Origin of the sequence: Streptomyces sp. NPDC053493 (genome assembly GCF_044544825.1) — a bacterium.
GTDB lineage: Bacteria > Actinomycetota > Actinomycetes > Streptomycetales > Streptomycetaceae > Streptomyces.
Genome location: NZ_JBITXS010000009.1, coordinates 97,948 through 123,346, shown reverse-complemented (window position 1 = coordinate 123,346; position 25,399 = coordinate 97,948). Strand labels below are relative to the sequence as shown.

The 25,399-nt window shown below is 73.2% G+C and carries 18 protein-coding genes; 6 read left to right on the top strand and 12 right to left on the bottom strand.

Annotated elements, in window-relative coordinates; all coding sequences use genetic code 11:
• Nucleotides 1–13 precede the first annotated feature (13 nt).
• On the bottom strand, nucleotides 14–1,372 hold the full coding sequence (locus ACIGO8_RS24615) for a M16 family metallopeptidase (protein WP_399734543.1): 1,359 nt from the start codon (nucleotides 1,370–1,372) through the stop codon (nucleotides 14–16).
• A 181-nt stretch (nucleotides 1,373–1,553) separates the two neighbouring features.
• On the opposite strand from ACIGO8_RS24615, the gene ACIGO8_RS24610 reads away from it, so the two are divergent.
• Nucleotides 1,554–4,010: a DNA topoisomerase (ATP-hydrolyzing) subunit A gene (locus tag ACIGO8_RS24610; protein ID WP_399734541.1), complete on the top strand. Its 2,457-nt coding sequence runs from the start codon at nucleotides 1,554–1,556 to the stop codon at nucleotides 4,008–4,010.
• A 135-nt stretch (nucleotides 4,011–4,145) separates the two neighbouring features.
• Here the strand turns inward: ACIGO8_RS24610 and ACIGO8_RS24605 are convergent, their stop codons facing one another.
• Nucleotides 4,146–4,901, bottom strand: coding sequence for a TetR/AcrR family transcriptional regulator C-terminal domain-containing protein (locus tag ACIGO8_RS24605; protein ID WP_399734539.1), 756 nt, complete (start codon nucleotides 4,899–4,901; stop codon nucleotides 4,146–4,148).
• Between the two features lie 94 nt (nucleotides 4,902–4,995).
• On the opposite strand from ACIGO8_RS24605, the gene ACIGO8_RS24600 reads away from it, so the two are divergent.
• The gene (locus ACIGO8_RS24600; protein WP_399734536.1) at nucleotides 4,996–6,468 is read left to right on the top strand and encodes an FAD-dependent monooxygenase; all 1,473 of its coding nucleotides are present in this window, start codon (nucleotides 4,996–4,998) and stop codon (nucleotides 6,466–6,468) included.
• Between the two features lie 178 nt (nucleotides 6,469–6,646).
• On the top strand, nucleotides 6,647–7,198 hold the full coding sequence (locus tag ACIGO8_RS24595) for a hypothetical protein (protein WP_399734534.1): 552 nt from the start codon (nucleotides 6,647–6,649) through the stop codon (nucleotides 7,196–7,198).
• Here ACIGO8_RS24595 and ACIGO8_RS24590 read toward each other — a convergent pair.
• The gene (locus ACIGO8_RS24590; RefSeq protein ID WP_399734531.1) at nucleotides 7,162–8,208 is read right to left on the bottom strand and encodes a CobW family GTP-binding protein; all 1,047 of its coding nucleotides are present in this window, start codon (nucleotides 8,206–8,208) and stop codon (nucleotides 7,162–7,164) included. The genes ACIGO8_RS24595 and ACIGO8_RS24590 overlap by 37 nt on opposite strands.
• A 283-nt stretch (nucleotides 8,209–8,491) precedes the next feature.
• On the opposite strand from ACIGO8_RS24590, the gene ACIGO8_RS24585 reads away from it, so the two are divergent.
• Entirely contained in the window at nucleotides 8,492–10,225 is a 1,734-nt protein-coding gene (locus tag ACIGO8_RS24585; RefSeq protein ID WP_399734528.1) for an ATP-binding protein, read from the top strand.
• A complete protein-coding gene (locus ACIGO8_RS24580) occupies nucleotides 10,222–10,923 on the top strand; it encodes a response regulator (RefSeq protein WP_399734525.1) in 702 nt (233 codons plus the stop codon). Before ACIGO8_RS24585 ends, ACIGO8_RS24580 begins: the two co-directional genes overlap by 4 nt.
• Before the next feature lie 116 nt (nucleotides 10,924–11,039).
• On the opposite strand, the gene ACIGO8_RS24575 is transcribed toward ACIGO8_RS24580, so the two are convergent.
• The 3 genes from ACIGO8_RS24575 to ACIGO8_RS24565 form a co-directional block, all read right to left on the bottom strand.
• Nucleotides 11,040–12,632, bottom strand: a complete 1,593-nt coding sequence (locus ACIGO8_RS24575; RefSeq protein ID WP_399734522.1) for a cation acetate symporter — start codon at nucleotides 12,630–12,632, stop codon at nucleotides 11,040–11,042.
• A complete protein-coding gene (locus ACIGO8_RS24570) occupies nucleotides 12,629–13,246 on the bottom strand; it encodes a DUF485 domain-containing protein (protein WP_399734520.1) in 618 nt (205 codons plus the stop codon). The genes ACIGO8_RS24575 and ACIGO8_RS24570 overlap by 4 nt, the downstream gene beginning before the upstream one ends.
• A gap of 193 nt (nucleotides 13,247–13,439) precedes the next feature.
• The gene (locus tag ACIGO8_RS24565) at nucleotides 13,440–15,557 is read right to left on the bottom strand and encodes a type IIA DNA topoisomerase subunit B (RefSeq protein ID WP_399734518.1); all 2,118 of its coding nucleotides are present in this window, start codon (nucleotides 15,555–15,557) and stop codon (nucleotides 13,440–13,442) included.
• 432 nt (nucleotides 15,558–15,989) lie between these two features.
• Between ACIGO8_RS24565 and ACIGO8_RS24560 the strand changes: the two genes are divergently transcribed.
• Nucleotides 15,990–16,220 (top strand): hypothetical protein, encoded by a 231-nt coding sequence (locus ACIGO8_RS24560; RefSeq protein WP_189512043.1) that lies wholly within the window; start codon nucleotides 15,990–15,992, stop codon nucleotides 16,218–16,220.
• A 172-nt stretch (nucleotides 16,221–16,392) separates the two neighbouring features.
• Here the strand turns inward: ACIGO8_RS24560 and ACIGO8_RS24555 are convergent, their stop codons facing one another.
• The 6 genes from ACIGO8_RS24555 to ACIGO8_RS24530 all read right to left on the bottom strand — a co-directional run bounded on the left by ACIGO8_RS24555 (nucleotide 16,393) and on the right by ACIGO8_RS24530 (nucleotide 25,372).
• Entirely contained in the window at nucleotides 16,393–17,211 is an 819-nt protein-coding gene (locus ACIGO8_RS24555; RefSeq protein WP_399734515.1) for a serine protease, read from the bottom strand.
• A gap of 138 nt (nucleotides 17,212–17,349) precedes the next feature.
• Nucleotides 17,350–18,897, bottom strand: a complete 1,548-nt coding sequence (locus tag ACIGO8_RS24550) for an RNA polymerase sigma factor (protein ID WP_399734512.1) — start codon at nucleotides 18,895–18,897, stop codon at nucleotides 17,350–17,352.
• A 521-nt stretch (nucleotides 18,898–19,418) separates the two neighbouring features.
• The gene (locus ACIGO8_RS24545; protein ID WP_399734509.1) at nucleotides 19,419–20,303 is read right to left on the bottom strand and encodes a FadR/GntR family transcriptional regulator; all 885 of its coding nucleotides are present in this window, start codon (nucleotides 20,301–20,303) and stop codon (nucleotides 19,419–19,421) included.
• Between the two features lie 160 nt (nucleotides 20,304–20,463).
• Nucleotides 20,464–22,284 carry an ATP-binding cassette domain-containing protein gene (locus ACIGO8_RS24540; RefSeq protein ID WP_399734506.1) on the bottom strand — a complete coding sequence of 607 codons (1,821 nt, stop codon included), beginning with the start codon at nucleotides 22,282–22,284 and terminating at the stop codon, nucleotides 20,464–20,466.
• A gap of 120 nt (nucleotides 22,285–22,404) precedes the next feature.
• Nucleotides 22,405–23,175 carry an NUDIX domain-containing protein gene (locus ACIGO8_RS24535; protein ID WP_399734504.1) on the bottom strand — a complete coding sequence of 257 codons (771 nt, stop codon included), beginning with the start codon at nucleotides 23,173–23,175 and terminating at the stop codon, nucleotides 22,405–22,407.
• Nucleotides 23,176–23,317: 142 nt separating this feature from the next.
• A complete protein-coding gene (locus ACIGO8_RS24530) occupies nucleotides 23,318–25,372 on the bottom strand; it encodes a glycogen debranching N-terminal domain-containing protein (protein ID WP_399734501.1) in 2,055 nt (684 codons plus the stop codon).
• Nucleotides 25,373–25,399 lie beyond the last annotated feature (27 nt).

Genomic DNA, 25,399 nt, shown 5'->3' with positions numbered 1-25,399 from the left:
GCGGCAGCGTCGGTCACTGGTCCGCTCCCTCTTCCTCGTCGCTGTCGCTCTCGTCGTCGCCGTCGGGGCCGCCCACCGGCTCGTAGACGAGCACGGCGCGGTTGTCCGGGCGCAGCTGGGCCCTGGCGGCGTCCCGCACCTCTTCGGCGGTGACCTCCAGCACCCGGTTGACCGCGGTCAGGGCCAGCTGCGGGTCGCCGAACAGCACCGCGTAGCGGCAGAGTTCGTCGGCGCGGCCGGCGACCGTGCCGAGCCGGTCCAGCCACTCGCGCTCCAACTGGGCCTGGGCGCGCTCCATCTCCTCGGGCGTCGGGCCCTCGGCGGCGAACCGGGCCAGCTCCTCGTCGACGGCGGCCTCGATCCGCGGCACCTCGACGCCGCCGGAGGTCTTCACGTCCAGCCAGCCGAGCGAGGGCGCGCCGGCCAGGCGCAGCAGGCCGAAGCCGGCGGCGACGGCCGTGCGGTCGCGGCGGACCAGGCGGTTGTGGAGGCGGGAGGACTCGCCGCCGCCGAGGATGGTCAGGGCCAGGTCGGCCGCGTCGCAGGCGCGCGTGCCGTCGTGCGGCAGCCGGTAGGCGGCCATCAGCGCGCGGGCCGGCACCTCCTCCTCGACGACCTCGCGCAGCTGCTCGCCGATGATCTCGGGCAGGTCGCCGGGGCGCGGCTCGGGCTTGCCGTCGTGGCCGGGGATGGAGCCGAAGTACTTCTCGACCCAGGCGAGGGTCTGCTCCGGGTCGATGTCGCCGACCACGGAGAGCACCGCGTTGTTCGGCGCGTAGTAGGTGCGGAAGAAGTTCCGGGCGTCTTCCAGGGTGGCGGCGTCCAGGTCGGCCATGGAGCCGATCGGGGTGTGGTGGTACGGGTGGCCCTCGGGGTACGCGAGGGCGGTGAGGCGCTCGAAGGCGGTGCCGTAGGGCACGTTGTCATAGCGCTGGCGGCGCTCGTTCTTGACGACGTCGCGCTGGTTCTCCATCGAGACGTCGTCGAGGGCGGTGAGCAGCGAGCCCATGCGGTCGGCCTCCAGCCAGAGGGCGAGCTCCAGCTGGTGCGCGGGCATGGTCTCGAAGTAGTTGGTGCGCTCGAAGCTCGTGGTGCCGTTGAGCGAGCCGCCCGCGCCCTGCACCAGCTCGAAGTGGCCGTTGCCGTGGACCTGCTTCGAGCCCTGGAACATCAGGTGCTCGAAGAGGTGGGCGAGACCGGTGCGGCCCTTGACCTCGTGGCGCGAGCCGACGTCGTACCAGAGGCAGACCGCGGCGACCGGGGTCAGGTGGTCCTCGGAGAGCACCACGCGCAGGCCGTTGGCCAGCCGGTGCTCGGTCGCTGTCAGGCCGCCGGAGCCGGCCTCGGCCTCGGCCGTGTGACCCATGGGCATGTACGTCCCTTCGATCGCGATCGGGAAAAGTCCTGCCACTGTATGCAAGCGCGCCGACACCTGGCGAAGTTCCCGGACGGATCGGATGTCCCTCTTCCGGGTCGAGGTCGGCGTTGTCGGTGGCACGGTCCACAATGGTCCGCGTCAGATCAACCTTGTTGGTGAAGGAGCCGCAGCCGCGATGGCCCGCCGCAGCACGAAGACACCGCCGCCGGACGACGCGTTCGAGGAGCGAATCCTCGACATCGACGTCGTTGACGAGATGCAGGGCTCCTTCCTCGAGTACGCGTACTCGGTGATCTACTCGCGCGCGCTGCCCGACGCCCGCGACGGCCTGAAGCCCGTCCAGCGGCGCATCGTCTACCAGATGAGCGAGATGGGTCTGCGGCCGGAGCGCGGCTTCGTCAAGTGCGCCCGTGTCGTCGGCGAGGTCATGGGCAAGCTGCACCCGCACGGCGACGCGTCGATCTACGACGCGATGGTCCGCATGGCACAGCCCTTCTCCATGCGCGTGCCGCTCGTCGACGGCCACGGCAACTTCGGCTCGCTCGGCAACGACGACCCGCCGGCCGCGATGCGGTACACCGAGTCGCGGATGGCGCCGGCCGCGCTGCTGATGACGGAGTCGATCGACGAGGACACGGTCGACTTCACGCCGAACTACGACGGCCAGGAGCAGGAGCCGGTCGCGCTGCCCGCCGCGTATCCGAACCTGCTGGTCAACGGCGCGTCCGGGATCGCGGTCGGCATGGCGACCAACATGCCTCCGCACAATCTGGGCGAGGTCGTCGCGGCCGCCCGCCACCTGATCCGGCATCCGAACGCCGACCTGGAAGCGCTGATGCGCTTCGTGCCGGGCCCCGACCTGCCCACCGGCGGCCGGATCGTCGGCCTGTCCGGCATCAAGGACGCGTACGAGACGGGCCGCGGCACGTTCAAGATCCGCGCCACGGCCACCGTGGAGACGGTGACGGCCCGCCGCAAGGGCATCGTCGTCACCGAACTGCCCTTCACCGTCGGCCCGGAGAAGGTGATCTCCAAGATCAAGGACCTGGTCGGCTCGAAGAAGCTCCAGGGCATCGCCGACGTCAAGGACCTCACCGACCGCAACCACGGCCTGCGCCTGGTCATCGAGGTGAAGAACGGCTTCGTGCCGGAGGCGGTCCTGGAGCAGCTCTACAAGCTGACGCCGATGGAGGAGTCCTTCGGCATCAACAACGTGGCGCTGGTCGACGGCCAGCCGCTCACGCTCGGCCTCAAGGAGCTCCTGGAGGTCTATCTCGACCACCGCTTCGACGTGGTCCGGCGGCGCTCGGAGTTCCGCCGCGGCAAGAAGCGCGACCGGCTGCACCTGGTGGACGGCCTGCTCGTCGCGCTCCTCGACATCGACGAGGTCATCCGGCTGATCCGCGAGAGCGAGAACTCGGCGGAGGCCAAGGCGCGGCTGATGGAGCGCTTCTCACTGAGCGAGATCCAGACGCAGTACATCCTGGACACGCCGCTGCGCCGGCTCACCAAGTTCGACCGGCTGGAGCTGGAGAGCGAGCGGGACCGGCTGAACGCCGAGATCGAGGAGCTGACCCGGATCCTGGAGTCCGACGCGGAGCTGCGCAAGCTGGTCTCGGCGGAGCTGGCGGCGGTGGCGAAGAAGTTCGCGACCGACCGGCGCACGGTGCTGCTGGAGTCGGCGGGCGCGCCGGTCGCGGCCGTGTCCCTGGAGGTCGCGGACGACCCGTGCCGGGTGCTGCTCTCGTCGACCGGTCTGCTCGCCCGCACCGTGACCGAGCAGCTGCCGCCCGCGGAGGACGGCAAGCGGTCCAAGCACGACGTGATCGTCTCGTCGGTCGCGGCGACCCAGCGCGGTGACGTCGGCGTGGTGACCTCGGCCGGCCGGCTGCTGCGGCTCGCGGTGATCGACCTGCCGCAGCTGCCCGACACGGCGAGCGCGCCCAGTCTGGCGGGCGGCGCGCCGCTCGCGGAGTTCCTGTCCCTGGAGCCGGACGAGACGGTGGTCTGCCTGACCACGCTCGAGGAGGCCTCGCCGGGTCTGGCGCTCGGCACGCTGCAGGGCGTGGTCAAGCGCGTGGTGCCGGACTATCCGGCCAACAAGGACGAGCTGGAGGTCATCACGCTCAAGGAGGGTGACCGGATCGTCGGCGCGACCGAGCTGCGTACGGGCGAGGAGGACCTGGTCTTCATCACCTCCGACGCCCAGCTGCTGCGGTATCCGGCCTCCCAGGTGCGGCCGCAGGGCCGTCCGGCCGGCGGCATGGCGGGCATCAAGCTGGCGGCGGGCGCCGAGGTCGTCTCGTTCACGGCCGTGGACCCGGCCGCGGAGGCGGTGGTCTTCACGGTCGCCGGTTCCACCGGCGCCCTGGACGCCACGGCCGGCACCTCGGCGAAGCTGACGCCGTTCGACCAGTATCCGCGCAAGGGCCGGGCGACCGGCGGCGTGCGCTGCCAGCGCTTCCTGAAGGGCGAGGACGTCCTGGTGCTCGCCTGGGCGGGCGCCACGCCGGTCCGCGCCGCGCAGCAGAACGGCACTCCGGTCGAGCTTCCGGAGCCGGACCCGCGCCGTGACGGCTCGGGTACGCCGCTGCCGAAGCCGGTGGCGGTGCTGGCCGGCCCGACGAGCTAGCCGCCGGCCTTCGCGCGGCCGTACGCCTTCCCCGGAGGCCGTACGCCCACGCCGTACGGCTTCCCGTACGCCCCCTGTTCCGCGCCGTCGCGCGGGGCGGGGGGCGTCGGCGTCTCGGCGCCGGTCAGCCGCTCGTCAGGCGCCGGCCGACGGGGCCGGGGCCGCGCCGGACCGCGCCTCGGGCGGCCCGTCGGACGGGCTGCCGGTCGACGCGGCGGCCGGTCCGCCGGCCTGGGCTCCGGGGGCGTAGAGCGCCTCGATACCCGCGACGATGAGGCGGAGGCCCTCCTCGAAGCGGCTGTCGTGGTCGGTGAAGATCTCCGCGCCGGCGGCCGCCGCGAGCGGGAACTCGGCGAGGCGTTCCGCGCGCTCCTCGACGTCGAAGCCCTCGCGGGGCTGCCCCGGCGCCGGTTCGATGCCCTGTTCCTCGGTGACGAAGCCGAGCGTGTACATGTACGCGGTGGTGCTGGCCCGCACCGCCTGGCGCAGCGAGAAGCCCGCGTCGATCAGCGCCCCGAGCTGCCGCTCCATCTCCACGGCGTGGTCGGTGCCGGTGAAGCGCGCCCCGCTGTAGACCTTGGCGCCGTCGCGGAAGCGCAGCAGCCCGGCGCGCAGGCCGCGGTTGGCCGCGAGGATCCGTTCCTGCCAGCTCACGTCGCCGACCGGGCGGGCCGCCGGGTCGGCGACCATCCGCCGGTACATCGCGGTCGCCATCTCGTCGAGCAACGCCTGCTTGTTCTTGAAGTGCCAGTAGAGCGCGGGTGCCTGGACGTTCAGCTCCTGCGCGATCGCGCGCAGCGTGAGTCCGTCGAGGCCCCGTTCGTTCAACAGGCGCAGGGCCGTGTCCGCGACCTGCGCGGGATCCAGCCGGTTCGTCTTCTTGCTCGCCACCCCGTCACCGTATCCCCTTGACAGCTTAACGGCGTTAAGGAGATGCTCCACCCCTCGGAACTTAACGGCGTTAAGGAAACGAAGGAGAGCGATCATGGAGACGGACGTCGTCATCGTCGGAGCCGGCCCCACCGGACTGGTGCTCGCCATCGACCTCGCCCGCCGCGGCGCACGCGCCCTGCTCGTGGAGAAGGCCGACCGCCTCTTCCCCGGCTCGCGCGGCAAAGGCCTCCAGCCCCGCAGCCTGGAGGTCCTCGACGACCTCGGCGTGCTGCCCGCGGTCCTGGCGGCCGGATCGCTCTATCCACGGATGCGCGGCTGGGAGGGCGCCGAGCGGCTCGCCGAGTGGGACATGGTGGAGCGCTCCGAGCCGAGCGAGCAGGTCCCGTACGCGAACACCCTGCTCATCCCGCAGTCGCGCACCCAGGAGCTGCTCCACGCGCGGCTGACCGAGCTCGGCGGCGAGGTCCGCTTCGGCGCCGCGCTCACCGGCCTGCGGCAGTCCGAGGACGGCGTCGAGGCGGAGCTCTCCACGGGAGAGACGGTGCGGGCGGCCTATCTGGTGGCGGCCGACGGCGGCCGGTCCACCGTGCGCAGGACGCTCGGCGTCGGCATGACCGGTGAGACCGTCGACCCGCGTCCGATGCTGGTCGCCGACGTGCGCCTGGCTCCCGGCACCGTGGTCGACCGCGGCAACTGGCACATCTGGCCGAAGGCGCCGGGCGGCGGCGTCGCCCTGTGCCCGCTGCCCGGCGGCGACGTCTTCCAGCTGATCGTCGCCTACGAGGACGAGACGGCCGTGCCGGACAGCACGCCCGAGGCGGTGCGCCGGACCGTCGCCGAGCGGACGCCGCTCACCGAGGAGGAGGTCGTCGAGGTGCTGTGGGCCTCCGACTTCCGCCCCCGCGCGGCCATGGCGGACCGCTTCCGCGACGGCCGGGTCTTCCTCGCCGGCGACGCGGCCCACGTCCACTCACCCGCGGGCGGCCAGGGCCTCAACACCAGCGTCCAGGACGCCTACAACCTCGGCTGGAAGCTCGGCCAAGTGCTCCGGCACGGCGCTCCGCCCGCGCTCCTCGACACCTACGAGGCCGAACGGCAGCCAGTCGCCGCCGGCGTCCTCGGTCTCAGCACCCGCCTGCACCGGCAGAACACCCGGGGCGAGGGCACCCAGCGCGGCACGGAGGTCCAGCAGCTCGGCCTCGGCTACCGGGACTCGTCGCTTGCCGTGGAGACCCGGCAGGGGATCGCGGAGGACGCGTTGCGGGCCGGTGACCGCGCGCCCGACGGCCCGTACGGCGACGGACGCCTCTTCGACGTCCTGCGCGGACCGCACTTCACGCTGCTGGCCGTCGGCGTCCCGGTGCCGGAGGAGGCGGCGGACGCGGCGGCCTGGGCGGCCGGTCCGGTGCGCACGGCCCGGCTCGACGCGTACGAGCCGTACGGCACGGGCCTCTTCCTGATCCGCCCGGACGGCTACGTCGGCTGGGCCGGCCACGACGCCGACGGCCTCGGCGACTACCTGGCGATGGTGGGCGCCCGGAGCCTCTCCCCGGCGGAGGCGTAACGCGCGGCTACGCGTCCGCCTCGGGTACGCGTGCGCCTCCGGTACGCGTCCACCTCCGGTACGCGTCCACCTCCGGTACGCGTCCGCCTCCGGTACGCGTCCGCCTCCGCCGCACGGCCGAGGCGGACCGCGCCGCGGGCGGACGCGCGGCCGCGGCGGCGTCGGCCAGCGTGGACCCATGCGAGAAGACACGACACCACGCTCCCTGCCCGGCGTCCCGCGCTGGGCACGCAACGCGGCGACGGGCGCCGCCCTGACCAACGTGCCGTCGGCGCTGTGGCGCCTCGCCGTCGCCCTGGGCGTCCCGGTGGGACTCGCCCGGTCCGAGTACGACGCCATGGGCGCGCCGGGCTGGGGCTCGCTCGCCCTCCTCGCCCTGAGCCTGTTCTCCGAGCTGCTCGCGTTCCTCACGCTCGGTCTGGTCCGCGGCTGGGGCGAGACCTGGCCGCGCTGGATCCCGTACCTGCGCGGCCGGAGCGTGCCGGTCCTGCCGGTCACCGTCGCCGCCGGTCTCGGCGCCGTCGCCACGAGCGTCTACGGCGTGCTGTTCGTCTACTCGGCCTTCCACGCCGAGATGGCGGCCTCGGCCTGGGGCATCTGGCTGATCAACGCCACGTACGCGCCGCTGCTCCTGTGGGGCCCGCTGCTCGCGGCGGTCACCGTGCACTACTACCGCCGCCGCTCGGGACCGGTTCAGCCGGCGGGCTCGTCCTCGCTGCCGGGGACGTAACGCAGGACGCCCCACATGCTGCGCTCGTCGGGCACGTCCTGCGGGCCGTTCTGTTCGCAGGCGGCCAGCTGCTTGCGCAGCGCGGCGGCGTCGACACCGCTGCCGATGAGGACCAGCTGCGTCAGCCGCTCCTCGCCCGCCGGCCACGGCTCGGGACGGAAGCGCAGGAAACGCCCGACCGCGTGGACGTTGTAGCGGTTGGCGGGATCGGCGGCGCCGAAGTCGACGAAGCCCTTCAGCCGGTACAGGCCCTCGGGGCGCGAGTCCAGGAAGGCCATGAGGCGGCGCGGGTGCAGCGGCGTCGCCGTGCCGAGCGAGACGGTGTCGTAGGCGGCGTGCGGGTGGGCGTGGGCGTCGTCGTCGCCGTAGAGGATGTCCTCGATCGACATCTGGCCGGCGATCTCGCCTTCCGGCACCACCCGGTCGAAGAGCAGCTCCGGGTCGATCCGCCCGTGCGCGGCCTCGACGACCGCCGCCCGGGGCGCGAGCCCGGCGACCGTCTCCCGTACGGTACGGAGCTCCCGCGCCGCCACCCGGTCCGCCTTGTTGACGACCACGAGGTCGGCGACCGCGAGATGGCGGTCGGTCTCCGGGTGCCGCTCGCGGGTGGCGGCGAACTCGGCGGCGTCGACCACCTCGACCAGGCCGCCGTACACGACCTGCTCGTTGTCGCTGGCCAGCACCATGCGCACCAGCTCCCGCGGCTCGGCGAGACCGCTCGCCTCGATCACGATCACGTCGAGCCGGTTCTCGGGGCCGGTCAGCGCCTCCAGGTAGGTGTCGAGCTCGCTCGCGTCCACCGCGCAGCACAGGCACCCGTTGCCGAGCGAGACGGTGGAGCCGACCTGTCCGGCGACGGTCATGGCGTCGATGCCGATGTCACCGAAGTCGTTGACCATGACGCCGATCCGCGTCCCGCGCGCGCTGCGCAGCAGATGGTTGAGCAGCGTCGTCTTCCCCGCTCCGAGAAACCCGGCGAGAACGACGACGGGGATCTGCTGGGTGGTCAAGGAACGTCCCTCCGAGCCGTCGATGCCGCCGATGCCGCCGATGCCGCCGATGCCGTCAAGGCCATCGGGTCCATCGGGTCCATCGGAGCCATCGATGCGTGCGCTGTGCGAAGCTCCCAGGATAGGCAAAGCCTCTGGAGGCCCCGGGCATCGGCGCCCGCCGACGGCCCAGGCCGACGCCGTCGGGGCGGCCCCCGGCCGGGGCGGGCCACGGCTGGCGCGGGCCCCGGCCGGGGCGGGCGGCATTTCCGGTCGGAGGCGGCGGCCCCGTACCGTTTCCGCCATGAGCCCCGCACCCACCCCTCCCGCGCGGCCGTTCGTCCGCCGGCGCAGGTTCGGGTGGCCGCAGCGGGTGTTCTCGCAGGTGCTGCTGATGCAGCTGGCCATCGCGACCGGCGTGACCGTGCTCGCCACCGGCCTGTTCCTGGCCCCGCTCAGCGCCCAGCTGGACGACCAGGCCATGCGCCGCGCCCTGGCCATCGCCCAGACGACGGCCTCGCCGCGGGTCGCCGGCGAGGTGATGACCAGCCGGCCGTCCGCCCAGGGACCGGTGCAGGCGGAGGCGGAGCGCATCCGCCGGTCGACGGGCGCCGAGTACGTGGTCGTGATGGACACCCGCGGGGTGCGCTGGTCCCACACCGACCCCGCCCAGATCGGCCGGGTCGTCTCCACCGACCCGAGCGAGGCGCTCGCCGGGCACGAGGTGATGGAGATCGACAGCGGCACCCTCGGCCGCTCGGCCCGGGGCAAGGCGCCGCTGCGCGACGGCCGCGGCGAGATCGTCGGCGCGGTCTCCGTCGGCATCGAGTACGACAGCGTCCGCGACCGCCTGGTGGCCGCGATCCCCGGCCTGCTCCGCTACGCCGGCGGCGCCCTCGCGGCCGGCGCGCTCGCCGCGTACCTGATCTCCCGCAGGCTCCAGCGGCAGACCCACGACCTGGCCTTCTCCGACATCTCGGCGCTGCTCGCCGAGCGCGAGGCGATGCTGCACGGCATCCGCGAGGGCGTCGTGGCCCTCGACCGCACGGGCAGGATCCGGCTGATGAACGACGAGGCCCAGCGGCTGCTCGGGATCGGCCCGGAGGCCACCGGGCGCCCGCTGGAGGAGGTCCTCGGCGAGGGCCGTACCGCGGACGTGCTCGCGGGCCGGGCCACCGGCGAGGACCTGGTGACCGTACGCGGCAGCCGGGTGCTCGTCGCCAACCGGATGCCCACCGACGACGGCGGCGCCGTCGCCACCCTCCGCGACCGCACCGAGCTGGAACGGCTCGGCCGCGAGCTGGACTCGACCCGCGGTCTGATCGACGCCCTGCGCGCCCAGGACCACGAGCACGCCAACCGCATGCACACCCTGCTCGGCCTGCTCGAACTGGAGATGTACGAGGAGGCGGCCGAGTTCGTCACCGAGGTGGTCGGGGTGCACCGCGCCACCGCGGAGCAGGTCACCGAGAAGGTCCGCGACCCACTGCTCGCCGCGCTCCTCGTCGGCAAGGCCGCCGTCGCCGCGGAGCGGGGCGTCTCGCTGCGCATCGCTCCCGGCTCGCTGCTCCCGGACCGGCTGATCGACCCGCGCGAACTGGTCACGGTCGTCGGCAACCTCGTCGACAACGCCCTGGACGCCGCCTCGGGCACCCTCCACGCGCGCGTGGAGGTGGATCTGCGGTCCGAGGGCCGGACGGTCGTCCTGCGGGTCACCGACAGCGGTCCCGGCGTGCCCGAGGAGCGGCGCGAGCTGATCTTCACCGAGGGCTGGACGACGAAGGAGCCTCCGGCGCACGGCAAGCGCGGCCTGGGGCTGCCGCTGGTGCGCCGGCTCGCGGAGCGGCGGGGCGGCAACGCCCGGGTCACCGCGGGCGCGGACGGCGGCGCGGAGTTCACCGTGGTCCTGCCGGAGGCGCTGGGCGAGCCGGAGCCGATGGCTCCGACGGCTCCCACGGCTCCCACGGCTCCGACGGAGCTCGAGGGACCGCCGGCCGGGCGCCCTCCGGCGCCCGCGCCCGCCGGGGAGGAGCGGTGATCGGTGTCCTGGTCGTCGACGACGACCGGCGCGTGGCGCGGATCAACGCCGCCTACGTGGCCAAGGTGCCCGGCTTCGAGGTCGTGGGCCTCGCCCACTCGGCAGCCGAGGCCTTGGCCCGGACCGCCGACCTCGCCGCGTCGGGCACGCCGGTCGACCTGATCCTGCTCGACCACTACCTCCCGGACGGCAACGGACTCGCCGTCGTACGCGAACTGCGCGCCCTCGGCCGGCCGTGCGACGTGATCATGGTGACCGCGGCCCGTGACGTGGCGACCGTGCAGGCCGCCCTGCGGCACGGCGCGCTGCAGTACCTCGTGAAGCCGTTCAGCTTCGCCGGGCTGCGCGCCAAGCTGGAGGCGTACGCGGCGCTGCGCAGGACCCTGGACGGCGGCGGGGAGGCGGAACAGGCCGAGGTGGACCGGATCTTCGGGGCGTTCTCGGCCGTCTCGACGGCGCCCGAACTGCCCAAGGGCCACTCCCCCACCACGGCCGAGCTGGTGCGGCAGGTGCTGCTCGCGGCGGACGGGCCGCTGTCGGCGCAGGAGATCGCCGAGCGGGCCGGGGTGAGCCGGCAGACCGCCCAGCGCTACCTCAAGCTCCTGGAGCGGACCGGGCGGGTGCGTCTCTCGCTGCGGTACGGCGAGACGGGCCGCCCCGAGCACCGGTACGTCTGGGTCGCCTCGGCCACCGGCTGAACCCGCCCGCACCGCCCGCCTGCCATGGCCGCGCACGGCCCGCGCGGCGCACGCCGACCCCGGCCGCGCACGGCCCGCGCCGACCCCGGACGCCCGCCCGGGCAGCGCGCGCCGGCCTAGACCGCGCCGGCTCCGGTGAGCGCCCGTACCTCCGTCTCGGCGTGCTTGGCCGCGTCCGGCGGCTCGGGCGAGGTGACGGTGCCGAGCCAGCCCGCGAGGAAGCCGAGCGGGATCGAGACGAGGCCCGGGTTCTGCAGCGGGAAGAGCTGGAAGTCGGCGCCGGGGAAGAGCGCCTCGGGGCCGCCGGAGACGACCGGCGAGAACACGACCAGCAGGACCGCCGGGATCAGTCCTCCGTACACCGACCAGACCGCGCCCCGGGTGGTGAAGCGGCGCCAGAACAGCGAGTAGAGCAGCACCGGGAGGTTCGCGGAGGCGGCGACGGCGAAGGCGAGGCCGACGAGGAAGGCCACGTTGAGGTCGCGGGCGAGCAGCCCTAGGCCGATCGCGGCCGCGCCGATCCCCGCGGCGGCGAGCCGGGCCACGGTCACCTCGCTGTACCGCTTGGCGCGCCTGCGGCGCAGCGAGGCGTAGAGGTCGTGGGCGACGGAGGCGGAGGAGGCGAGCGTGATCCCGGCGACGACGGCGAGGATCGTGGCGAAGGCGACGGCCGCGACGACGGCGAAGAGCACGGTCCCGCCGGTCGATCCGGGCCCGCCGCCGAGGTCGAGGGCGAGCAGCGGGACGGCGGTGTTGCCGGCGGCGTTGGAGGCGCGGACGGCGTCGGGTCCCACGACCGCGGCGGCGCCGAAGCCGAGCACGATCGTCATCAGGTAGAAGCTGCCGATGAGGCCGATGGACCAGACGACGGACCGGCGGGCGGACCGCGCCGTGGGCACGGTGTAGAAGCGGGACAGGATGTGCGGGAGTCCGGCGGTGCCGAGGACGAGGGCGATGCCGAGGCTGACGAAGTCGACGCGGGCGGTCCAGTCGCCGCCGTAGCGCAGGCCCGGGGCGAGGAAATCCCGGCCGTGGCCGCTGCGTTCGGCGGCGGTGGTCAGCAGCCGGCCGAAGTCACCGTGGAAGTGGACCAGGACGAGGACGGTGAGGGCGACCGTGCCGGCCATGAGGAGCACGGCCTTGACGATCTGGATCCAGGTGGTGGCCCGCATGCCGCCGAGCGAGACGTACACGACCATGAGCGCGCCGACGCCGATGACCGTCCAGGAGCGGGCGGCTTCGCTGGTGCCGCCGAGCAGCAGCGCGACGAGGCTGCCGGCGCCGACCATCTGCGCCACGAGATAGAGCACGGAGACGGTCACGGACGAGGCGCCCGCGGCGATCCGTACGGGCCGTTCGGCCATCCGGGAGGCGACGACGTCGGCGAGGGTGAAGCGGCCGCAGTTGCGGACGAGTTCGGCGACGAAGAGGAGCACGACCAGCCAGGCGACGAGGAAGCCGACGGAGTAGAGCATGCCGTCGTAGCCGAAGAGGGCGATCAGGCCGGAGATGCCGAGGAAGGAGGCCGCGGACATGTAGTCGCCGGCGATGGCGAAACCGTTCTCCATGGGTGAGAAGAGCCGGCCTCCGGCGTAGAACTCCTCGGCCGAGCCGCGCCGGTTGCGACCGGCCCAGGTGGTGATCGCCAGGGTGACGGCGACGAAGGCGCTGAACAGCAGCAGCGCCAGGGTCTGGTGGTTTCCGGTCATCGCCGCACTCCCCGGGTCATCTCCTGGGTGTCCCAGCGCAGTTCGAGGGCGAGCCGGTCCCGGCGCAGTCGGGCGTGCCGGGCGTAGGCCCAGGTCAGCAGGAAGGTGGTGGCGAACTGTCCGAGCCCGGCCACCATGGCGACGTTGACCGCGCCGACGACCGGGCGGCCCATGAGGCCGGGTGCGGCGGTGGCGGCGACCACGTAGGCCAGGTACCAGAGGAGGAAGGTGAGGGCGGCCGGGAAGACGAAGCGGCGGTAGCGGCCGCGGACCTCCTGGAAGGCGGGGCTGCGCTGGACGTGCAGATAGATGTCCGCCGCGCTGTGCGCCGGGTCCTCGCCGCCCCATACCTGGCCCCCGCCCTGGACCTCGGCCTGGCTCCCGGCCTGAGCCGCGGCCTGGGCCTGGGCGGCGGCCTGGCTCCCGGCCTGGCTCCTGGCCTGGGCCTGGGCCTGGGGCTCGATCTCGGCCTCGGCCTGCGTCTGTCGGCCGACGACGGCGGGGCGCCCGTCGGACGGGTCCCCGTCGTGCTCGCCCCAGCCGGCGGCCAACTCGTCGTACCAGGGGTCGTCGATCCGCACCGCCGCGGGGTCGCGCCCTTCCTGCTTCTCCACCGGTGAACTCTCCTTGTCAGCGAACCGTTTCGGCCGCGTGCCCAAGGATGGACAGAGTGGGTTGATCCCGGACTCTTCTCCCACCTCACTTCACCCCATTAGGTGATGGCGCCCTGAACGCGCCTGACCGGCCCGTCCGACAGTCGTATCGGGCGGGCCGGTCAGGAGGGTGTCCGGCGTGGGAGGTGACGCGTCAGGCGTCGATGCGCGAGCGGTCGAGGGTGGCGGCGGAGCTGGTGATGAACTCCTTGCGCGGGGCCACGTCGTTGCCCATGAGCAGGTCGAAGACCTGCTCGGCCGCCTCCAGGTCGCCGATGTTGATCCGGCGCAGGGTGCGGTGGCGCGGGTCCATGGTGGTCTCCGCCAGCTGGTCGGCGTCCATCTCGCCGAGACCCTTGTAGCGCTGGATGGAGTCCTTGTAGCGGATGCCCTTGCGCTGGAACTCCAGCAGCGTCTGGCGCAGTTCGTTGTCCGAGTACGTGTAGACGTACTTGTCCTGGCCCTTCTTGGGCTGGACCAGCTCGATGCGGTGCAGCGGCGGGACGGCGGCGAAGACGCGGCCCTGCTCGACCATGGGCCGCATGTAGCGCTGGAACAGGGTCAGCAGCAGCGTGCGGATGTGGGAGCCGTCGACATCGGCGTCGGTCATCATGATGACCTTGCCGTAGCGGGCGGCGTCGATGTCGAAGGTGCGGCCCGAGCCCGCTCCTATGACCTGGATGATCGCTCCGCACTCGGCGTTCTTGAGCATGTCCGAGACGGAGGACTTCTGGACGTTGAGGATCTTGCCGCGGATCGGCAGCAGCGCCTGGAACTCGCTGTTGCGGGCGAGCTTGGCGGTGCCGAGCGCGGAGTCTCCCTCGACGATGAAGAGCTCGCTGCGCTCGACGTCGTCGCTGCGGCAGTCGGCGAGCTTGGCGGGCAGCGAGGAGGACTCCAGGGCGGTCTTCCTGCGCTGCGCCTCCTTGTGCTGGCGGGCCGCGATCCGGGTGCGGGCCGCGGCGACGGCCTTCTCCAGGACGGCCCGGGCCTGGGCCTTGGCGTCGCGCTTGGTGGAGGTCAGGAACGCCTTGAGCTCCTTGGCCACCACGTTGGCCACGATCCGGCGGGCCGCGGAGGTGCCGAGCACCTCCTTGGTCTGGCCTTCGAACTGCGGCTCGGCGAGGCGCACGGTGACGACGGCGGTGAGGCCCTCGAGGGCGTCGTCCTTGACGATGTCGTCCTCGGCGACGCGCAGCATCTTGCTGGCGCGCAGCACCTCGTTGACCGTCTTGGTGATCGCCTGCTCGAAGCCCGAGACGTGGGTGCCGCCCTTGGGCGTGGCGATGATGTTGACGAAGGACTTGACGGTGGTGTCGTAGCCGGTGCCCCAGCGAAGGGCGACGTCGACGCCGAGCTCGCGGGTGACCTCGGTGGGCGTCATGTGGCCGCGGTCGTCGAGGACCGGGACGGTCTCCTTGAAGGTGCCCTGGCCGGTGAGGCGCAGCACGTCGCAGACGGCCTTGTCCTGGGCGAGGAACTCGCAGAACTCGCTGATGCCGCCGTCGAAGCGGAAGGTCTCCTCGCTCTTGCCCACGCCGTCGAGGTCGCGCTCGTCGCGGACGACGATGGTGAGGCCGGGGACGAGGAAGGCGGTCTGGCGGGCGCGCTGGTGCAGGGTCTCCAGGGAGAGCTTGGCGTCCTTGAGGAAGATCTGGCGGTCGGCCCAGTACCGCACCCGGGTGCCGGTGCGGGTCTTGGGGACGCGCTTGCCCTTGAGGAGACCGCCGGAGGGGTCGAAGGGGCTGTCGGGGCCGGCCTCGGTGAACATGCCGGGGACGCCGCGGCGGAAGCTGATCGCGTGCGTGGCGCCGTTGCGGTCGACCTCGACGTCGAGGCGGGCGGAGAGCGCGTTCACCACGGAGGCGCCGACGCCGTGCAGACCGCCGGAGGCCGCGTAGGAGCCGCCGCCGAACTTTCCGCCGGCGTGCAGCTTGGTCATGACGACCTCGACGCCCGACAGTCCGGTCTTGGGCTCGACGTCCACGGGGATGCCACGGCCGTTGTCACGGACCTCGACGGAGCCGTCCTCGTGGAGGATGACGTCGATGTGGTCGCAGTAGCCGCCGAGGGCCTCGTCGACGGAGTTGTCGATGATCTCCCAGAGGCAGTGCATCAGGCCACGGCTGTCGGTGGACCCGATGTACATGCCGGGTCGCTTGCGGACGGCTTCGAGCCCTTCGAGGACGAGCAGGTGCCGAGCGGTGTAGTTGGAACCGTCACGGTCTGCGGTCAGCAGCGCACTGGACGGCACGGACGTCTCGGCGGTCACGCGGTTCGCTCCTCGCTGAATTTGAAATCTGGCCCGGTGGGGTAAGGCCCGGCCTCGGTTACCGGTCAGAGGGTACCGATGCCTGGTAGAGCCGTTGTCACGCCACCCTCCTGATTCCTCATGCTAGTCCAGAGTCGCATGGATGTTCGATCCCTCGATGGGGTGACGTGAACATCACGTTCCCTTCCAGGCATGAACCATTTAGGCTCCGGGCACGTCCTCATGAACAACCGGCAACCCGCCGGGAGGATGCGACCACACACAGCAATGCGAAACCCGTAGAGCGACGCAATACGGCTCATTCGCCGCCAACCGGCAGCAGACAGCCACCTTGGGAAAAAGTTTCGAGGAAAAGCCACGAGCGGGAACGTTTTCGGCCTGGTTGGATGTTGACCCTGGTACGACAGCTCGTCGAGCTAGAGAAGAGGCGACGTGACTACTGTTCTGACCCCCGCGAGCCCCCTGACGGCCGCTGACCGCTGCGACCGCTGCGGCGCCCAGGCGTACCTGCGTGTCGTCCTGACCAGCGGCGGTGACTTGCTCTTCTGCGCCCACCACGGGCGCAAGTTCGAGCCGGAACTCAAGAAGATCGCCGCAGAGATACAGGATGAGACGGACCGGCTCACCGACGTGCCGGCCCGCACCATGGGCGACGACCACTGACGCCTCACATCCCCGACGAGCCAGCACCGGCCCTCTGACGGACCGGCCGACGGGCGGCCGCCCCCGCAGCACAAGGGGGGTGGCCGCCCGTTGTCCTACCGTGACCGGGAGATGACGCCGCGTCACGGGACGGTCGGAAGCGACCGGGCGACCGTCGCGTCGCGGCACCGTGTCAGAGACGCTCGGGCAGCACCGCCGAGACCCGCGTGTAGACGCCGGGGCTGTTCGCCTGCCCGCAGCCGCTTCCCCAGGACACCAGGCCGATCAGCCGCCCTTGGGCCACCAGCGGCCCTCCGCTGTCTCCCTGGCAGGCGTCCCGGCCTCCGTCGGGCTCGCCGGCGCAGAGCATCGTCCGACCGCGGTAGGCGACGCCGACGCCACCGGGGTAGGCGCGCTCACAGGTCTCGTCGCTCAGCACCCGCACGCGCGCCGAGCGCAGCGACGTCGCGTACGCGCCGTTTCCGGTCGTGTCGCCCCAGCCGTACACGTCGGCCGCCTCGCCCGGAGCCTCGGCCGGATCACCCGGGGCGGCGACCTCGATCACGTACGACGCCGGCAAGGCCTTCTCCAGCGTCAGCACCGCCAGATCGCCCGCGTTGGTCGCGGGGTCGTACGCGGGGTTGATCCAGGTGTCGGAGATCCGGACCTCCTGACCACCGCGCCCGCGCAGCGAACTGCGGCCCGCGATCACATGGAAGTCCGGCAGCTGCCAGGGCTCGCCGCCCAGCACCTCACGGCCCAGGCAGTGGGCCGCGGTGAGCACCTTGGTGGGGGCCACCACCACTCCTCCGCAGAACTGCCCCGCTCGCGTACCCCCGAACCGGTCACGGCTGGCGAGCGCCACGACCCACGGCGCCTCGGTGATCTTGGCCGGCCGCCCGCCGACCACGACGCTGTCGGCGGCCGCGGGAGCCGTGGCGGCCATCGGTGCCGCCGCCACGGCGATCAGGCCCAGGGCACCGGTCACTGCACGGGCGATGGGACGACGCATGGAGCCTCCTGACTCTCCGGTGATGTCGGTTCACCCAGCGTCGTCCAGACGGGCCCCGCCTGCACCCGCTCACACGCCGAAGGGCCCGGCCCCCGTACGGGGAATCCGGGCCCTTCGTTCGTCGTTCGCCGCTCTCGATCAGTCGAGGTAGTCGCGCAGCACCTGCGAACGCGACGGGTGACGCAGCTTGGACATCGTCTTCGACTCGATCTGACGGATGCGCTCACGCGTCACGCCGTAGACCTTGCCGATCTCGTCCAGGGTCTTCGGCTGACCGTCGGTGAGGCCGAAGCGCATGGAGACGACGCCCGCCTCACGCTCGGAGAGCGTGTCGAGGACCGAGTGCAGCTGCTCCTGGAGCAGCGTGAAGCTGACCGCGTCGGCCGGGACGACGGCCTCGGAGTCCTCGATGAGGTCACCGAACTCGCTGTCGCCGTCCTCGCCCAGCGGGGTGTGCAGCGAGATCGGCTCGCGGCCGTACTTCTGGACCTCGATGACCTTCTCCGGGGTCATGTCGAGCTCCTTGGCCAGCTCCTCCGGGGTGGGCTCGCGGCCCAGGTCCTGGAGCATCTGGCGCTGCACACGGGCGAGCTTGTTGATGACCTCGACCATGTGCACCGGGATACGGATGGTGCGGGCCTGGTCGGCCATGGCGCGGGTGATCGCCTGACGGATCCACCAGGTGGCGTACGTGGAGAACTTGTAGCCCTTGGTGTAGTCGAACTTCTCGACGGCGCGGATCAGACCCAGGTTGCCCTCCTGGATCAGGTCCAGGAAGAGCATGCCGCGGCCGGTGTAGCGCTTGGCCAGCGAGACCACGAGTCGGAGGTTGGCCTCCAGCAGGTGGTTCTTGGCGCGGCGGCCGTCCTCGGCGATGATCTCCAGCTCGCGCTTGAGCTTGGGGGCCAGCTTGTCGGAGTTCGCCAGCTTGTCCTCGGCGAACAGACCGGCCTCGATGCGCTTGGCGAGCTCGACCTCCTGCTCGGCGTTGAGCAGCGGGACCTTGCCGATCTGCTTGAGGTAGTCCTTGACCGGGTCGGCGGTGGCGCCGGCGACGGCGACCTGCTGGGCCGGCGCGTCGTCCTCGTCCTCGTCGGACAGGACGAAGCCCTTGCTCTCGCCCTCGGCCTCCTCCTCGTCACCCTTGCCCGGCGCGACGTCCTCGAGCAGGTCCTCGGCCTCGAGGAGCTCTTCGTCGTCCTTCTTGGCCGTGGTCTTCTTAGCGGCCGTCTTCTTGGCCACGGTCTTCTTCGCCGCCGTCTTCTTGGCGACGGTCTTCTTGGCGGCGGCCTTCTTGGCCGGCGCGCCGGCCTCCTCGGCCGGGTCCGCGCTCTCGGCCGCCGGGGCCGCGGTGGCGGCCGAGACGGTCTTCGTCACGGTCGTCCTGGCGGTGACGGTCTTGGTGGCGGTGCGCTTGGCCGGGCTCTTCGCTGCGACGCTCTTGCGGGCGCGCTTCGGCGACTCCGCTGCACTGACCATCAGCGTCACACCCTCTTCCTCGAGGATCTGATTGAGGCTGCGCAGAACATTCTTCCACTGGGTTGGCGGAATCTGGTCAGCCTCGAAGGCCCGACGCACGTCATCGCCGGCGATCTGCCCATCAGCCTTTCCCCGCTCGATGAGCGCCATCACAGACTCGGACTCGGCGATCTCCGGCGGGAGCGTACGGGATGTGCTGGCCGACACGAACAACCTCTCGGAACGATGGAAAACGGCTTCCGGCCCCGCCCTGGATCGGGCCGGAGCCGACGACCGTCGGCCGGGAATGTGCCGACGGCGCGGGCTGGACCGGGGAACTGCACAGCGCCCAGAGCGGCGGCTGTATTCCTTCCTCGGCTGTCACCTCTTAGGTCATCGCGCGGCTTCGAGGAGTGTTACGCCCAATCTGCGTGGCCCGAGTCACACCTCATTTGCGACGAATCCGTCATCAACCATACGGAACGCCCCTTGATCACCCGCTTGATCACCGGTCGGTCACCTCTTGACCGCCGCTCGATCGCCTTCTGATCGCCAACCGATCACCGCGCGATCACGACGTGGTCGCCGCATGACCGCCGCATGATCACCTCACCGACGCCCCGCGGACGCCCGCCGACGCGTGCCGGCAGACCCCGGCGCATCCGGGGACGGCGCTGCGTCCCCGGCTCCGCCCGGGTCCGGCGGCACGCGATGCATGCGGCACGGCGCTCCTGGCCACGGCTCGTGGATCAGTGCTCGCGCGGAGCCGGCACGACGCGCTCCACCTCGGGGTGGACGGTCAGCAGCTGGCGCATGGCCGTCTCGGCGCCGAGGGCGTCGCCGGCGGCGAGCGCGTCGACGATGCGGGCGTGGTGTCCGAGGCAGCTCTCGCTCGGGCGGTCGCAGCCGGTGGCGGCGGCGCCGGAGACCTGGAGGGCGGCGCCGACGATGCCGGAGAGGTGCTCCAGCATGCGGTTGCCCGCGAGCTGGATGAGCAGCGCGTGGAACTCGGCGTCGGCGCGGGAGAAGGTGATGCCGTCGCCCTGCGCGTACGCGTGGCCCATGATCTCGACCATGTCGGAGAGGCGCTGCTGGACGTCCTCGCGGCCGTGGCCCGCGGCGAGCCGCGCGGCGAGGGGCTCGATGGTCCAGCGCAGCTCGTTGAGCTCGCGGCGCTGGTCGTCGCGCTGGGGGCCGAAGGCCCGCCACTCGATGATGTCGGGGTCCAGCAGGTTCCAGTCGCTGACCGGGCGGACCCGGGTGCCGACGTTCGGGCGGGCGCTGACCAGGCCCTTGGCCTCGAGCACGCGCAGCGACTCGCGGACCACGGTGCGCGAGACCTCGAAGCGCTGGCCGATCTCCTCGGGCACGAGCGGTCGGTCGGCGCCGAGGTCGCCGGAGACGATCATCTGGCCGAGCTGCTGGACGAGCTGGCCGTGCAGTCCGCGGCCGCGGCTGCCGGCCGCCCTGCGGCCGACCCGGCCGAGGTCCTCGGTCCCTTCCCACGCGGGCGGGCCGACACGGTCGGCTCCTGGCGCCTCCGCGTAGGGGTAGCGGTCGAGGTCGCCCGGGGCGCCGAGGCCGGACTCGACGGGGCGGGCGGGGGTCATCATCGTGTGCGCAAGGGTACTCACGCATCCTTTGTCGGCGTGGCCCCCGAGCCCCTTGAGGTCTTTGGTGAAAAGCACACGAAAGGGTGATCGGCACCCCCTACACAATTGACGATTAATGGGACATAAGCGGCAATTTTTAAGGGAGTTGCCCTCTCATCGGATTCTTTCGATCCGGATGTGATCACCAACGCGCCCGGCTGTGACGGCCGGTGAGCACATAGGCGCAGAGCAGGACCGTCAACGTGAGCGCCAGCGCCACTCCCACGGGCTGCCCGACCACCCTCAGGGCGCCCATCAGCCACCGGTCGGCGTCCGAGGACCACTCGAGGCTCGCGAACTCGCGCAGGCGCGCGGGAAGTCCCGCGACGGAGCGGCGGGGCACACCGGAGAGCAGTCGCTGCAGCGGCGGGGCGAAGGCCACCGGCACGGAGAGCACTGCGGCGACGCCGGCGGCGGCGGCCCGGAAGACCCCGGCACCGAGCACGCCGGCCCAGCCGCAGCCGATCACCAGGCCGAACCAATTGGCCGCCATGACCGCCCAGTTCCCGGGGACCGGAATCAACTCCGCGCCGTAGACGAGACGCAGCGTCCCCAGGTCGGCAGCCACGGCCAGTGCCGCGAGGGCGGCCCCGACGGCCGCCGCGACCGCGAGCTTGGCGAGGAGCAGGCCGAGGCGGCGCGGGACGGCGCCGCGCCCGCTGGTCAGGGCCGGGTAGCGGTACTCCTCGCCGAACGAGAAGGCGCCGAGCAGGCCCGCCCCGAGGGCCGCGGGCGGCAGCGGCGAGATGCCAGGCCAGCCGGCGAGGAGCGCGGGCAGCGGCGTCCGCCCGCCGCGCCCGAGCAGCACGGCGAGGGTCACGGACACCAGCAGCACGCCCGCGACGACGAGCGGCGTGGACGGCACGCCGAGCAGGCGGCGGATCTCGTAGCGCAGCGGACGGAGCGGGGAGCGGTACGGGGCACGGTGCGACCGGCGGGCGGGTGCGGCCTTCTCCGCGGCTGCGGTACGGACGGGGGCCGGTGTCTCCCCGTCGGCGGTACGGGCGGGGGCCGGCGCCTGCGGGGAAGGGTGGGTGGCGACGGTGGCGGCGGTGGCGCGGGTGGGTCCCGGTCCCGCAGGGGCAGCGGGTCCCGCGTCGCCGGTCTCCTCGGCGAGGCGGTGGAGGAGCACGCCGTTGCGGAAGGCGCTCTCGCCGACGGTGGCGCAGTCGCTGCCGTAGACGGAGAGGCGGTTGCCGCCCTCCGCGACCACCTCCACGGCGCGGCGGGCGGCGCGGGACTCCTGGGTGAGGACGGCGGCGAGCCGGGCGGCGTACGGGGTGCGCACGGCGACCCGCGGGCGCAGCCGGGTGCGCGCGAACTCGACGGCGTCCTGGTCGGCGACGAGCCGGCCGCCGTCGAGGGTGACGACCCGGTCGGCGTTGCGGGCGGCGTCCTTGGGGTCGTCGGTGGCGTAGAGGACGGTGCCGCCCTCGTCGGCGTGGGCGCGCAGGAGTTCGTACAGCCAGCCGCTCTCGCGCACGGAGAGTCCGGCGGCGGGCTCGTCGAGGAGCAGCGCGTGCGGGTCGGCCAACAGGGCGGAGGCCAGGCCGAGTCGGCGGTCCATACCGAGGGGCAGGGTGCCGATGCGCTGGTCGTGGAGGCCGGTGAGGCCCACGGCCCGGAGCATGTCGTCGGCGCGGCTGCCGGGGACTCCGGCGGCGGCGCACAGCATGCGCAGCTGGCTGCGCAGGGTGCGGGAGGGGTGGCCGGGGACGTCGCCGAGCAGGACGCCGACCTCGCGGGCGGGGTGGGCGACCTGGTGCAGCTGCCGGCCCCGGAAGTAGGTGATGCCACGGCCCGGTTCGAGCTGCAGCATCAGGCGGAGCGCGGTGGTCTTGCCCGCTCCGGCAGGTCCGAGCAGGGCGGTGACGGTGCCGGGCCGGGCCTCGAAGGTGAGATCGTCCACGGCGGGCGGGCGGTCCCGGCGGGGGGTGCTGGTGAGTCCGATGGCCTGAAGCATCGCTTCTCTCGCGGGTAGGTGAGACCGCTCCGCGGCAGGGCGGCTGTCCCAGCAAGATAACGCCACATTTCGGACTTTTGGCGCAGGGTTGGCAGCTCGGAACGCCCGGAAGGCCGCCCGTCAGACCTCGGGCCGGAGCATCGGCGGGTTGAGGAGCGTGGCTCCACCAGCGCGGAACAGCTGGGCCGGACGGCCGCCCTGACGGGTCGTGGTGCCGCCCGCCGGAACGAGGAAGCCGGGCGTGCCGGTCACCTTGCGGTGGAAGTTGCGCGGGTCGAGGGCCACTCCCCACACCGCCTCGTAGACCCGGCGGAGCTCGCCGACCGTGAACTCCGGCGGGCAGAAGGCGGTGGCCAGGGAGGAGTACTCGATCTTGGAGCGGGCCCGCTCCACGCCGTCGGCGAGGATCCGGGCGTGGTCGAAGGCGAGCGGCACCGGCGGTTGGGCCTCGGACTCGCCGCTCCCGTCCTGGCCGAGCAGCTCCTCGACGGGCGCCCAGCGCGCGCTGTTGGCGTCGCCGCCCGCCCGCGGCGCCGGCAGGTCCGGCGCGAGCGCCAGGTGCGCCACGCTGACCACCCGCATCCGCGGGTCCCGGTCGGGCGCCCCGTAGGTCGCCAGCTGCTCCAGGTGCGCACCGTTCCCGCCGGCGGGCTGCGGGGCGCCGGGGTCGTGGACGCAGAGCCCGGTCTCCTCGACCAGTTCGCGCGCGGCGGCGGCGTCGAGGTCCTCGTCGGCCCGGACGAAACCGCCCGGCAGTGCCCAGCGGCCCTGGAAGGGCGCCTCGCCCCGTTTCACGACGAGGGCGCACAGGGCGTGGCGCCGCACGGTGAGCACGACCAGATCGACGGTGACGGCGAAGGGCGGAAAGGCCGACGGGTCGTAGGGAGGCATGCCCGCGATCATAGTCGTCTTCCTGACGATAAACACGCCCGGCGGAAGGATCGGTGCCACTTCTTCTCCGGCCCCGCCCCCTCCCCCGCCCCGCTTCTTCCGCTCGCGCTCGCCGCCCGCCGTCGAAACGCCCGCCGGAGGGTCAGCCGCCCAGCTGGAGACCGGGCGCGGCCTCCTCGACCATGCCGAGCCCGAGCCGTCCGACGCGGGCCGCGAACGGTTCGCCCGCGACCAGGAGACCCGACAGCCGCACCTCGCCGAGCGGCGCGGAACGCAGCGGCTGCAGGGCGACCGTGCGGCCGGGCGCGTCCGGCCGGACGCCGACGACCGTGGTCAGCAACTGCACGCCGGCCGCGGCGGCCACCGCGGCGGGCCTGCAGGCCGCCGGGTGCGGCGTCGGCACGGCTCCGGCGGTCCGCCGCTCGCCCGCGTACATCTCCGGGAGCCGGTGACCGAAGGCCTCCGCGGCGTCGAGGATCCCGCGCAGCAGCGCCGTCGCCTCGCGCTCGTACCCGGCCGCGGCGAGCCCGGCGACGGCGACGGCCGTCTCGTGGACGCGGACCGCGCCGGACCGGTGCCCGAAGGGGTTGTAGCCCGGCTCCTTCTCGCCGAGGCCCCGCAGGCCCCAGCCGGAGTCCAGCGCCGGAGCGGCGAGCAGCCGGGCCAGCCGCTCGGTCCGCGCCTTGTCCAGGAGTCCCGGCGCGGGCCGCCCGGCGGCGGTCAGCCCGGTGTCGAGGAGGTGTGCGGCCCAGCCGCCCGGGTGGGGCAGCGGGCGGCCGTCGGGCAGGAGGGCGAGCACGGGCCGGCCGCCCGCGGGGTCGTCGAGCCAGAACCGCGCCCGGAAGCGTGCGCGCAGCGCCTCCGCCCACTCCCGCCACGCGTCCCCGCCCGGCCGGCCGCAGGCGTCGAGGAGATCCGCGCCGAGCACGGCCGCGCGGTGCGCGTGCGCCTGTGTCTCGGCCCGCGACGGCCCGGCGGGCCACGGGTCCGGCACGAAGCCGCCGTCGTCCACGCAGGCGCGCAGCCGGTCGAGGCACCGCTCCGCGACGGGAAGCAGCTCCGCGAGGTCCTGCTCCGGCAGTCCCCAGCGGTGGGCCTCGGCGAGGACGGCGGGAAAGGCGAGGGTCGCCTCGATCCCGGTGCAGCGGGGCGGCAGCAGCGGGCCCGCGTCTCTGAGCGGCCCGGGAATGCGCCCCGAATCGGGACCCGGGCCGCGGAGTTGGGTGCGGGCGAGGGCGCGCAGTGTGGTGACGGCGAGCCGGGTGCCGAGGGGCAGGGCCATCCGGGCGGCCCAGAGCGCCTCGGCGGTGACGGGCCCGCAACGCCAGGGCACTCCGGCCGCGAGGTGGACGTCGGCGGGGTGGGCGGCGTCGCGCTGGAGCAGCGCGCGCAGGTCGGCGACGGAGTTGCGCAGGAGGGGCCCGAGCCGTGGGTCGTCGCCTTCGGCGACGGCGTCGGCGACGACGTGCCCGCCGGGCCTGCCGGCGCCCGCGGGCTGTCTGCGGTCGGTCCGCTCGGGGCGGATCCGCACGGTGAGGACGAAGCGGCCTGCGGGGGCCAGCTCGGCGTCCCATCGGAGCAGTCCGGCCGCCGCCAGCGCTTCGCTGGGCGGTGGGTCGGCCGAGACGGCGACGGCGGCTCCGTCGGGGGCCGTCCAGCGCAGGCCGGTGCCGTGGACGCTCGCGGAGAGTTCGGGTCCGGGCCGGCCGCCCGCCACCGCGCCCAGGTCCGCGAGATCCGTGCCCAGAGCGAGCTCCACGGGGAGCCGAAGCGGCCGGGCCGCGGAGCTGCGCAGGGTGATCCGCTCGGTCCCGTCGGCCTCCCTGCTCCGCTCGACGACGAGTCCGGGGTCGGGTCCGGTGTCGCCGGGCGTGCGCAGGACGCCCAGGAATTCGGCGCGGTCCGCGGCGGTCGACCGGCCCTGGAGGGTGACGGGCTCACGGCCGCTGACCCGCAGGACGCAGCGGGCGAGGAGCCGCCGCCCGGCGGCGAAGACTCCTTCGAGGCCGTTGCCGGTGAGCTGTCCGTGCCGGGGGCTGAGGGTGAGGGCGGGCAGAGCGACGGCGACGAGGGTGTCGTGGACGGGGGGCAGGTCGCCGGGGCGGGCCGCACCGGCTGCCGTTCCCGGTGGCGGGCCTCCGGTGAGGGACGGGTGTCCGGCGGTGGGTCCGGAGGCCTGGGCGGGGCTGGGGGCCATGGCGGGTGTGCGGCGCTTCCTGTGCGG